This window comes from Couchioplanes caeruleus, from assembly GCF_003751945.1.
Taxonomy (GTDB): Bacteria; Actinomycetota; Actinomycetes; order Mycobacteriales; family Micromonosporaceae; genus Actinoplanes; species Actinoplanes caeruleus.
This window is the reverse complement of sequence record NZ_RJKL01000001.1, coordinates 1,163,382-1,176,141: the sequence shown is the minus strand read 5'-3', so window position 1 is coordinate 1,176,141 and position 12,760 is coordinate 1,163,382. Positions and strand designations below refer to the sequence as shown.

Below are 12,760 nucleotides of genomic sequence, written 5' to 3'. Positions count from 1 at the left end.
GATCGCCGTGAAGGCTGCCGAGTCGGATGTGTCGCCTGTGGAGGGGGTGTCGATCGCGGCCGTCAATGGCCCGGATGCGGTGGTCCTGTCCGGGGAGGCGGCGGCGGTCGAGGCGGTCGCGGCCGGTTTCGCCCGGGCCAGGCGTCTCAAGGTCAGTCATGCTTTCCATTCGGCGTTGATGGACCCGATGCTGCCGGAGTTCGCTGCGGTGGTGGCGGGTTTGACGCTGAACGAGCCGTCGGTCCCGCTGGTCTCCAACGTGACGGGGCAGATCGAGACGACGCTGTTCACGGATCCGGCGTACTGGGTGCGGCACGTGCGGGAGGCGGTGCGCTTCGCTGATGGGATCGCGGCGACCGGCGCGGAGCGGTTCCTGGAGGTGGGCCCTGACGGTGTGTTGTCCGCGATGACCGAGGGCATCGCGACGCTGCGCCGCGACCGTGACGAGGTCACCACCCTGCTCACCGCCGTCGCCCGGGCCTGGACCGTCGGCCTGCGGGTCGACTGGGCCGCCGTCGTCAGCGGCGCTCGCGTCGCCCTGCCCACCTATCCGTTCCAGCGCCGCCGCTACTGGGTCGACGCGACCACCGGCAGCGCCGACCCGGCCGCGCTCGGCTTCGGGGCCGACGAGCATCCGCTGCTCGGCGCCGCGCTCGACCTGCCCGGCACCGGCGGGCGCCTGTTCACCGGCCGGCTCTCCCTGGACGCCCAGCCGTGGCTGGCCGACCACGCCGTCCTCGGCGCCACCCTGGTGCCCGGCTCGGTCCTGGTCGAGTTGGCCCTGCACGCCGGCGCCGCCAGCGGCACCCCGCACCTGGAGGAGCTGACCCTCGGCGTCCCACTGGTGCTGACCGGCCCGCTGCCGCTGCAGGTCACCGTCGGCCCGGACGAGGACGGCCGCCGCACCGTGGCCATCCACACGCGCCGGGACGACGAGTGGCTGCGCCACGCCTCCGGCTCCCTCACCGCCGTCGCCCCCACCCCCACGTTCGACCTGGCCACGTGGCCGCCACCCGGCGCGCGGACGGTCCCGGTCGACGACGCCTACGCCATCGTCGCCGAGCACGGCTACGCCTACGGACCGGTGTTCCAGGGCCTGCGCGCGGCCTGGCGCGCCGGCGACGACATCTACGCCGAGGTGGTCCTGCCCGAGCCGGCCGCCGCGGACGCCGCCCGCTACGGCATCCACCCGGCCCTGCTCGACGCCACCATGCACGCCACCCTGCCCGGCCTGCTCGGCGACGCCGGCGCACCCACGTCCATCCCGTTCGCCTGGACCGACGTCACCCTGCACGCGATCGGCGCGACCGCCCTGCGGATCCGGGTGCGCCGCGCGGACACCGGCGGCATGGCCCTCGACCTGGCCGATGCGACCGGCCGCCCGGTGCTGTCCGTCGCCTCGATGGTGGGCCGCCCGCTCTCCGCCGACCAGCTCAGCCGCGACGAGTCCCTGTACGCCGTCACCTGGCGAACCGTCCCGGCCGGCGTCGAGGCGGTTGCGTCGGTGGTGCACGAGGTCGTCACTCCGGCCGGTGATGTGCCGTCCGCGGTGCGGGCGTTGACCCATGAGGTGCTCGGGGTGGTGCAGCGGCATCTGGCCTCGGACACGGTCGAGCGTCTGGTCGTGGTGACCCGTAATGCGGTCGCGGCGCGGGTGCCGGACGTGGTGCAGACGCCGGTGTGGGGTCTGGTCCGGGCCGCGCAGGCGGAGAATCCCGGTCGTATCGTGTTGGCCGACTCCGATGGCAGCGTGTCGGTGGACGGTGTCGACGAGCCGGAGTTCGCGGTCCGCGACGGCGCGATCCTCGTGCCCCGCCTGACCCGCGTGGCAGCGGACGGCGCGATGCCGGAGTTCGACGCCGGCCGCACCGTCCTGATCACCGGCGGCACCGGCGGCATCGGCGCCGTCGTGGCCCGCCGTCTCGTCGCGGAGCACGGTGCCCGACGTCTGCTGCTCACCAGCCGCCGCGGCCCCGACGCGCCCGGCGCCGCCGACCTGGTGGCCGAGCTGACCGCGGCCGGTGCCCAGGTGCGGGTCGTCGCCTGTGACGTGTCGGACCGTGCGGCTCTGCAAGCCCTTCTCGACGGGGAGAACCTGACCGGCGTGGTGCACGCGGCCGGGGTCGGCGACAACGGACTGATCACCGCGCTGACGCCCGAGCGCCTCGACGCCGTGCTCGCCCCCAAGGCGGACGCCGCCTGGTATCTGCACGAGCTGACCGCCGACATGGACCTGACCGCGTTCGTCATGTTCTCCTCGGCCGGCGGCACCGTCCTCACGGGCGGGCAGGGCAACTACGCCGCCGCCAACGTGTTCCTCGACGGCCTCGCCGAGCTGCGCCACGCCCAGGGCCGCCCGGCGACCGCCATGGCGTACGCGCTGTGGGAGGTCGGCGCCGGCCTCGGCGAACTGCTCGGCGAGGCCAATCGCCGGCGTATGACCGGACTCGGCATTCCGCCGCTGAGCCACGAGCAGGGTCTCGCCCTGTTCGCCGCCGGGTTGCGCTCCGGCCGGCCCGCGGTCGCGCCCATCCGGGTCGACACGGCGGCTCTGCGCGCCCGGACGGACGAGGTTCCGGCCCTGCTGCGCGACCTCGTCCCCGCCGCTCGCCGCGCCGCCGCGACCCTTACCGCGGCCCCGGTCACCGGCCTGGCGGCCCAGCTCGCCGGCCTGGACCCGGCCGAGCGGCACCGCGCGATCCTGCAGGTCGTCCGATCCCGCGTCGCCGCCGTGCTGGGCCACGAATCGGCCGACCCGATCGCCCCGGACCGTGCCTTCCAGGAGCTCGGCTTCGACTCCCTGGCCGCCACCGAGCTGCGCAACCAACTGAACACCGCGACCGGCCTGCGGCTGCCCGCCACCCTGGTCTTCGACGAGCCGAACGCCGCCGCGGTGGCCCGGTTCATCGACGCCGAGCTGGTTCCGGCCGGGCGGCGCGACCCGGAGCTCGCCCTGGTCCGCGCCGCCGACCCGCAGGAGCCCATCGCCATCGTCGGCATGTCCTGCCGCTTCCCGGGCGGGGTCGCCTCCCCGGAGGACCTGTGGCGGCTGGTCACCGAGGGCGCCGACGCGATCTCCGACTTCCCCGTCGACCGTGGCTGGGACCTCACCCCGCTGCGTACCCCGGACGGCGGCACCTACGCCGGCACCGGCGGGTTCCTCGACGACGCGGCCGGGTTCGACCCGGCGTTCTTCGGCATCTCGCCGCGCGAGGCGCTCGGCATGGACCCGCAGCAGCGCCTCACCCTGGAACTGACCTGGGAGGCGCTGGAGCGGGCCGGGATCGACCCGACCTCGCTGCGCGGCAGCCGCACCGGCGTCTTCGCCGGCGTGATGTACCACGATTATCCGGGCGCGGACGGCAACGGCAGCGTGGTCGCCGGCCGGGTGTCGTACAAGCTCGGCCTGGAGGGCCCGGCGGTGGCCGTGGACACCGCCTGCTCGTCGTCGCTGGTGTCGTTGCACCTGGCCGTGCAGGCGCTGCGCCAGGACGACTGCACCCTCGCCGTCACCGGCGGCGTCACCGTGCTGTCCACCCCCGGCGTGTTCGCCGAGTTCGGGCGCCAGGGCGGCCTGTCCCCGGACGGCCGGTGCAAGTCGTTCGCCACCGCGGCGGACGGCACCGGATTCGCCGAGGGAGCCGGCTTCCTGGTCCTGGAACGGCTCTCCGACGCGCGGGCCAACGGCCACGAGGTCCTCGCCGTCGTGCGGGGCTCGGCGGTCAACCAGGACGGGGCCTCGAACGGGCTGACCGCCCCGAACGGGCCGTCCCAGCGCCGGGTGATCCGGCACGCGCTGGCCCACGCCGGCCTCACCGCCGCCGACGTCGACGTGGTGGAGGCGCATGGCACCGGCACCACGCTCGGCGACCCCATCGAGGCGCAGGCGCTGCTCGCCACGTACGGGCAGGACCGCGGCGAGCCCCTCTACCTGGGCTCGGTCAAGTCCAACATCGGCCACACCCAGGCCGCCGCGGGCGTGGCCGGCGTGATCAAGATGGTCATGGCGATGCGGCAGGAGACGCTTCCGGCCAGCCTGCACATCGACGAGCCCTCGTCCGAGGTGGACTGGACGGCGGGCGCGGTCGAGCTGCTGACCGAGGCGCGGCCGTGGCGCCGCGACGACCGGCCGCGCCGCGCGGGCGTCTCCTCGTTCGGCATCTCCGGCACCAACGCGCACGTCATCATCGAGTCCGTCCCGCCCACCCCGGCCGAGCCGGAGCCGGCCGGCACGGTCGTCCCGTGGGTGCTGTCCGCCCGGTCCCCGCAGGCGCTGCGCGAGCAGGCCACCCGGATCGCCGCCGTGGACGCCCACCCGGCCGACATCGCCCGCAGCCTCACCACCCGTGCCGCCCTGGACCACCGCGCGGTGGTCGTCGGCACGACGCGCGACGAGCTGCGCGCCGCCCTGGCCACGGTCGAGCCCTCCCTGGCCGCCGACGGCCGCCTGGCGCTCATGTTCACCGGTCAGGGTTCGCAGCGCGCCGGCATGGGCCGGTCACTGTACGCCCGATACCCGGTGTTCGCCGAGACCTTCGACGCGGTGACCGAGCACCTGAACATCGACTGGGACGACCTGGACTCCACCGGCAACGCGCAGCCGGCCATCTTCGCTGTCGAGGTCGCGCTCTACCGTCTCCTGGAGTCGTGGGGGATCACGCCGGACGTGATGCTCGGCCACTCGGTCGGTGAGATCGCGGCCGCACACCTCGCCGGAGTCCTGAACTTGGTGGATGCCTGCACATTGATCTCGGCTCGTGGTCGCCTGATGCAGCAACTTGCGGCCGGCGGGGTGATGGTCGCGGTCGAGGCGTCCGAGGAGGAGGTTCGGTCCCTTCTGGTCGACGGGGTGGACATCGCCGCCGTCAACGGATCGAACGCGGTCGTGCTGTCGGGTGTGCAGGATGCCGTGGAGAAGGTCCGAGAGCAGATCCCGGGGCGTAGCACGGCGTTGAGGGTGTCGCACGCATTCCACTCGGCGTTGATGGACCCGATGCTCGACGCCTTCCGGCAGGTGGTCGACGTGCTGACCCTGAGCCGTCCGAAGGTCGCTCTGGTCTCCGGTGTGACCGGACGGGTCGAGACCGACCTGTTCGCCGACCCGGAGTACTGGGTCCGGCACGTACGCGAGGCGGTCCGCTTCGCCGACGCAGTTGCGGCCGCGGGTGAGGCATGCTTCCTGGAAGTGGGTCCGGACGCGGTGCTGTCGGCGGTGGCCGAGGGTGTCCCGGTGATGCGCCGTGACCGTGATGAGACAACCACCCTGCTCACGGCAGTGGGCGCGCTCTACGCGCAGGGGCAGCACGTCGACTGGGCCGCGGTCGTGGACGTCGGACGTCGGATCGATCTGCCCACCTACCCCTTCCAGCACCAGCGTTTCTGGCCGGCCAGCATGACCCTCGGCGGCGCCGTGCCCGGCCTGGACGCGTCCGGGCACCCGCTGCTCAGCGGCGCCACCAGCCTGCCCGGCTCCGACGCGCTGCTGTTCACCGGCCGCCTGTCCACCACCGCCCAACCGTGGCTGACCGACCACGAGATGCACGGCACGGTCATGCTGCCCGGCACCGCGCTGGTCGAGCTGGCCCTGCACGCCGGCGCCGAGGCCGGCACCCCCGGCCTGGACGAGCTCACCCTCGCCGCGCCGCTGGTCCTGCCCGAGCGCGGCGCCGTGCAGGTGCAGGTGTGGGTCGGCGCCCCGGACGGCTCCGGCCGCCGCGCGGTGACCATGCATTCGCGCCCGGACGGCGACACCGACGCGGTCTGGACCGAGCACGCCACCGGCCTGCTCGGCGCGACCCGCAGCCCGGTCGCCTTCGAGGTGGCCGTCTGGCCGCCGCCCGGCGCGCAACCCGTCGGCGTCGACGGCCTCTACGACCGGCTCGCCGACGGCGGATTCGTCTACGGCCCGGTCTTCCAGGGATTGCGCGGCGCCTGGCGCGACGGCGAGCACGTGTACGCCGAGGTCACCCTCCCGGACGGCGCCGACGACGAGCGGTACGGCCTGCACCCGGCCTTGTTCGACGCCGCCCTGCACGCCCTCATGCTGGACGCCGCCGACGGCCCCGCGGGCATCCCCTTCGCCTGGCACGGCGTAGCCCTGCACGCCACCGGCGCCGCCACCGCCCGGGTCCGCCTCACCCGGATCGGGGACGGCTTCGCCATTGCCGTGGCCGACCCGGCCGGTACACCGATCGCCTCGGCAGACTCGCTGCGCGTACGCGCCCCGCAGCGGATCACCGCCACCGACCCGCTGTACCGCGTGGACTGGGTGCCGGTGCGTCTGCCGGACGCCACCGCCGCGGCCACCGTGGCCGTGGTCGAGGCGGGCACCGAACCCCGTGCGGCGGTCCTGGACGCGCTCGGCCGGGTGCAGGCGTTCCTGGCCGACGCGGACCCGGAGCACCGGCTGGTCTTCGTGACCCGCCCCGGCGACCTGGCCGGGGCGGCCGTGTCCGGGCTGATCCGCTCGGCCCAGTCCGAGCATCCCGGCCGCTTCGGCCTGATCGAGACCGGCGGTGACGTACCGGAAACCGCCCTGGCCACCGACGAGCCCCGCCTCGCCCTGCACGACGGCGTCGCCACCGCCCCGCGCCTGGCCCGTGTCCCGGCCGCGACGTCGGAGCCGGACCCGCTGAGCGGCACCGTCCTGATAACCGGCGGCACCGGCGGCCTGGGCGCGACCATCGCCCGGCATCTGGCCGGTCAGGGCGTCACCGATCTGGTCCTGGTGAGCCGCCGCGGCCAGGACACGCCCGGCGCCGGCGAGCTGCCCGGCCGCGTGGTCGCCTGCGACGTCACCGACCGGGCGGCGGTGGACGCCCTGATCGCGGACCTGCCGGACCTGCGTGCGGTCATCCACGCGGCCGGCGTCCTGGACGACGGTGTCATCGAGTCGCTCACTCCCGAGCGGGCCGACAGGGTCCTGCAGCCCAAGATCACTGCGGCCTGGAATCTGCACGCCGCCACCCGTGACCGGGACCTGTCCGCGTTCGTGCTGTTCTCCTCGGTCGCCGGCCTGCTCGGCAACCCCGGACAAGCCAGTTACGCGGCCGCAAACGCCTACCTGGACGCGCTCGCCGAGTCCCGGCGCGCGGACGGCCTGCCGGCCACGTCGCTGGCCTGGGGACCCTGGGTCCGCTCCGGCGGCATGACCGCCGAACTGACCGACGAGGAGGTGGCCCGGATGACCCGCGGCGGCCTGCCGCCGCTGACCGAGGAACAGGGTCTCGCCCTGTTCGACGCCGCGCTCGCCATCGACGCCGCCACCCTCGTCCCGGTACGCCTGGACACCGCCGCGCTGCGCGCCCTCGGCGACGTCCCGCCGATGCTGCGCGGCCTGGTCCGCGGGCCGTCGCGCCGGGCAGCGGCCGCGGGCGGGGCCGCCCTGATCCAACGACTCGCCGCACTCGGACCGCAGGAACGCACCGAGGCCCTGCTCGACGTCGTCCGCGCCCAGATCGCCCAGGTGCTCGGCCACACCGGCACCGGCCAGGTGGATCCCGGCCGGGCCTTCCAGGATCTCGGCTTCGACTCGCTCACCGCGGTCGAACTGCGCAACCGTCTCGGCGCCGCCACCGGGCTGCGCCTGTCCGCCACCGTGGTGTTCGACTACCCGAACGCCGCCGCCCTGGCCGCCTACCTGTGTGACGAGCTGCTCGGCACGGTGGCCGAGATGGTTGCTCCCGCCGCGGTGTTGCCGCCGGTGTCGGACGACCCGGTCGTCATCGTCGGCATGGCCTGCCGCTTCCCCGGTGGTGTCACCTCACCGGAGGGTTTGTGGGACCTGGTCTTCGAGGGCGTGGACGCGGTCGGTGACTTCCCGGCCGATCGGGGCTGGGACGTGGACAGGCTCTACAGCACCGACCGCCACGAGCCGGGCACCTCGTACACCCGGTGGGGTGGCTTCCTGCACGACGCGGCCGGCTTCGACCCGGAGTTCTTCGGGATGAGCCCGCGGGAGGCCCTGGCCACCGATTCGCAGCAGCGGTTGCTCCTCGAGTCGGTGTGGGAGGCGGTGGAGCGGGCCGGCATCGATCCGCACACCCTGCGCGGCTCGCAGACCGGCGTCTTCGCCGGCGTCATGTACAACGACTACGCGAACCTGCTGGGCGGTGGCCAGTACGAGGGCTACCAGGGCAGCGGCAGCGCGGGCAGCATCGCCTCGGGCCGGGTTTCGTACACGTTCGGTTTCGAGGGTCCGGCGGTCACGGTGGATACGGCCTGTTCGTCGTCGCTGGTGGCGTTGCATCTGGCCGCGCAGGCGTTGCGGGCGGGGGAGTGCAGTCTGGCGTTGGCCGGCGGGGTGACGGTGATGTCGACCCCTACCACGTTCGTCGAGTTTTCCCGGCAGGGTGGCCTGGCGGCGGACGGGCGGTGCAAGCCGTTCGCGGACGCGGCCGACGGGGTCGGCTGGGCCGAGGGTGTCGGCGTTCTGGTGCTGGAGCGGCGCTCCGACGCGCTGCGGCACGGGCACCGCATCCTCGCCGTGGTGCGGGGTTCGGCGGTCAATTCCGATGGTGCGTCGAACGGGTTGACCGCGCCGAACGGGCCGTCGCAGCAGCGGGTGATCCGGCAGGCCCTGGCCAACGCCGGTCTGAGTGCCCGGGACGTGGATGTGGTGGAGGCGCACGGTACCGGTACCACGTTGGGTGATCCGATCGAGGCGCAGGCGTTGCTGGCGGCGTATGGCCGGGATCGTGAGCTGCCTTTGTTGCTGGGTTCGGTGAAGTCGAACATCGGGCACACGCAGGCGGCTGCGGGTGTCGCGGGTGTGATCAAGATGGTGATGGCGATGCGGCACGGGGTGGTGCCGCAGTCGCTGCATGTGGATGCGCCGTCGTCGCACGTGGACTGGGAGGCCGGTGCGGTGTCGCTGGCGCGGCAGAACATGGCGTGGCCGGAGTCGGCCCGGCGCCGGGCCGGTGTCTCGTCGTTCGGCATCTCGGGCACCAACGCGCACGTCATCCTCGAACAGCCGGCCGACGTCGCGACGTCCGCGTCGTTCACGAAGGCCGACGGCATCGTGCCCTGGCCGGTGTCCGGCAGGAGCCCGGCGGCGCGCCGCGACCAGCTCGCCCGCCTCGCCGCCGTCGACGCGGACCCTCGCGACGTCGGCTGGTCGCTCGCCACCACCCGGTCCGAGTTCCCGCACCGCGCGGTGCTGCTGGGTGACACCCTGATCGAGGGGGAGGCGCGCACCGGCCGTACGGCCTTCATGTTCACCGGTCAGGGTTCGCAGCGCGTGGGCATGGGTCGTGGGTTGTATGAGCGGTATCCGGTGTTCGCCGCTGCCTTCGACGCGGTGGTCGAGAACCTCGCCATCGACTGGGAGGATCTGGATTCCACGGGTAACGCCCAGCCGGCGATCTTCGCGGTCGAGGTGGCCCTCTACCGGCTTCTCGAGTCGTGGGGTGTGAAGCCGGATGTCTTGATCGGGCACTCGGTCGGGGAGATCGCCGCCGCGTACATCGCCGGGGTGTTCTCTCTGGAGGATGCGTGCACGCTCGTCTCTGCCCGCGGGCGGCTGATGCAGGAGCTTCCGGCCGGTGGGGTGATGATCGCCGTGCAGGCTGCCGAGTCGGATGTGTCGCCTGTGGAGGGGGTGTCGATCGCGGCCGTCAATGGCCCGGATGCGGTGGTCCTGTCCGGGGAGGCGGCGGCGGTCGAGGCGGTCGCGGCCGGTTTCGCCCGGGCCAGGCGTCTCAAGGTCAGTCATGCTTTCCATTCGGCGTTGATGGACCCGATGCTGCCGGAGTTCGCTGCGGTGGTGGCGGGTTTGACGCTGAACGAGCCGTCGGTCCCGCTGGTCTCCAACGTGACGGGGCAGATCGAGACGACGCTGTTCACGGATCCGGCGTACTGGGTGCGGCACGTGCGGGAGGCGGTGCGCTTCGCTGATGGGATCGCGGCCACCGGCGCGGAGCGGTTCCTGGAGGTGGGCCCTGACGGTGTGTTGTCCGCGATGACCGAGGGCATCGCGACGCTGCGCCGCGACCGTGACGAGGTCACCACCCTGCTCACCGCCGTCGCCCGGGCCTGGACCGTCGGCCTGCGGGTCGACTGGGCCACGGTGATCGGCCACGGCCGCCGCGTCGACCTGCCCACGTACGCCTTCCAGCACCAGCGGTTCTGGCCGCAGGGCTCGGCGATGCCCGGTGGCGACGTGCGCCGGGCCGGCCTGAGCGACGCCGGGCATCCCATGCTCGGCGCCGCCCTCGACCTGGTCACCTCGGACGGCTACCTGTTCACCGGCCGGCTCTGCGCGCAGGCCCAGCCGTGGATCACCGACCACGAGGTGTTCGGCAGCGTGCTCGTGCCCGGCACCGCCCTGGTCGAGCTGGCGCTGCACGCCGGCGCCCGGGCCGGTGCCCCCGGCGTCGAGGAGCTCACCCTGGCCACGCCGATGGCGCTGCCCGAGCGCGGCGCCCTGCAGGTGCGGGTCAGCGTCGGCGCGGCGGACGACACCGGCCGCCGTCCGGTCGCGGTGCACTCCCGCCCCGAGAACGACCCGAACGGCGACTGGACCGAGCACGCGAACGGTGTGCTCGGCGCGGCAGGCGCCGCGGAGACCTTCACCGTCACCGGCGAACGGATCGACCTGACCGGCGCGTACGAGCGGATGGCGGACGCCGGGTTCGCGTACGGGCCGCTGTTCCAGGGCCTGCGCGCGGCCTGGCGCGACGGCGACGACCTGTACGCCGAGGTGGCCCTGCCGGACGATGCCGGTGCGGACCGCTACGGCCTGCACCCGGCCCTGTTCGACGCCTGCCTGCACGCGGTCATGGCGGCCGGCGGCGAGGGCCCGGCCGGTGTCCCGTTCGCCTGGCAGGGCGTCACCCTGCACGCCGAGGGCGCCACCACGGTCCGGGTCCGGCTGCGCCGCACCGGCGACGCCCTCGCCCTGGCGGTCGTGGACCCGGCGGGTGCTCCGGTGGCCACGGTCACCTCGCTGATCACCAGGCCGTGGGACGCGAGCGCGCTGAGCGCCCGCGACCTCTACACCGTGGAACGGAGGGCGGCGCGGCTGCCGGAGACCGGTCCCGCGTCGGCCGCCGTGCTCGGCGCGGATGGGGAGGCCTTCGCCGGACTGGACGCCAAGGCGTACCCGGACCTGGACGCCCTGGCCGCCTCCGGGCCTACCGAGGTGGTGCTGACCCCGGTCGCGGCTGCCCCGGGTGCGGACGCCGCGGATGCGGTGCACGCCGAGACCGCGCGGGTCCTGGCGCTGCTGCAGGACTGGCTGAGCGACGACCGCTTCGCCGCGACCCGGCTGGTCCTGGTCACCCGCACCGGCGACCTGGCCGGAGCCGCGGTGCGCGGCCTGGTCCGCAGCGCCCAGACGGAGAATCCGGACCGGCTCGCACTGATCGAGCTGGACGGAGGGACACTCACCGCGGCGGCGCTGACCTCCACCGAGCCGCACCTGATCCTGGCTGCCGACGGCCCGTACGCACCTCGCCTGACCCGGACCACGGCAGGCCCGGAACCGACCCGGTGGGCCGGCACCGTCCTGATCACCGGCGGCACCGGCGGCCTCGGCGCGACCATCGCCCGGCATCTGGCCGCCCAGGGCGTCACCGATCTGGTCCTGGTGAGCCGCCGGGGCCCGGACACGCCCGGCGCGGACGAGCTGCCCGGCCGCGTGGTGGCCTGTGACGCCACCGACCGGGACGCCGTCGAGGACCTCGTCGCGAGCCTGCCGGAGCTGCGCGCGGTCATCCACGCGGCGGGCGTCCTGGACGACGGTGTCATCGGCTCGCTCACCCCGGACCGCCTCGACGCCGTGCTGCGTCCCAAGGTGGACGCCGCCTGGAACCTGCACAAGGCCACGAAGGACCTCGACGTCTTCGTGCTGTTCTCGTCGATGGCGGGCCTGCTCGGCAACCCCGGGCAGGCCAGCTACGCCGCGGGCAACGCATTCCTCGACGCCCTCGCCGCCGAACGCGCTGCGAACGGCCTGCCCGCCACCTCACTCGCCTGGGGACCGTGGGTGCGCACCGGCGGGATGACCGGAACGCTCAGCGACGAGGACGTGGCTCGGATGGCGAAGGGCGGCATGCCGCCGATCACCGTGGAGCAGGGCCTGGACCTGTTCGACGCGGCCCTGACCACAGGCGCCGCCACGGTGGCGCCGGTGCGGCTCGACCCGGCCGCCCTGCGGGCACGCGGCGAGGTACCCGCGATCCTCGGCGGGCTCGTCCGCACCCCGGCGAAGCGGGCCTCCGCGGCCGGGGACGGCGGCGCCGACCTGGCCCGCCGGCTTGCCGGACAGTCCGTGCCGGAGCGGCGGGAAACCCTGCTGGACCTGGTCGCGACGCAGGTGGCCGTGGTGCTCGGGCACACGGGCGCGGAACGGATCGCGGCGGACAAGGCGTTCCAGGACCTCGGATTCGACTCGCTCACGTCGGTCGAGCTCCGTAACCGGCTCACCGCGCTCACCGGAGTGCGGCTACCCGCCACCCTGCTGTTCGACCACCCGACGCCGGACGAGCTGGTGGCCTATCTGCACGCGCAGGTGGCCCCGGCGCCCGTGTCCGGCAGCGAGGCCCTGCTGGCCGAGCTGGAACGCCTGGAAGGCACCTTCGGCGAGATCGACGCCTCCGAGAGGCAGCACGAACAGATCGCCGGACGGCTCGAGGTGCTGCGCACCAAGTGGAACGACCTGCGCTCACGCTCCGGCGAGGAGCAGTCGTTCGACTTCGACAGCGCTTCCGACGACGACGTCTTCGCCCTGCTCGACAACGAACTGGGACTCTCCTGA

Annotated in this window: 1 protein-coding gene (running past one end of the window); it reads left to right on the top strand. The window is 74.0% G+C overall.

The window, feature by feature from the left end; all coding sequences use genetic code 11:
* On the top strand, positions 1-12,760 hold the 3' portion of the coding sequence (locus EDD30_RS05485) for a type I polyketide synthase (protein WP_123678092.1). The gene continues 16,292 nt to the left of window position 1, outside the view; 12,760 of the gene's 29,052 nt are visible here — the last part of the coding sequence; its start codon lies off the left edge, out of view; its stop codon occupies positions 12,758-12,760.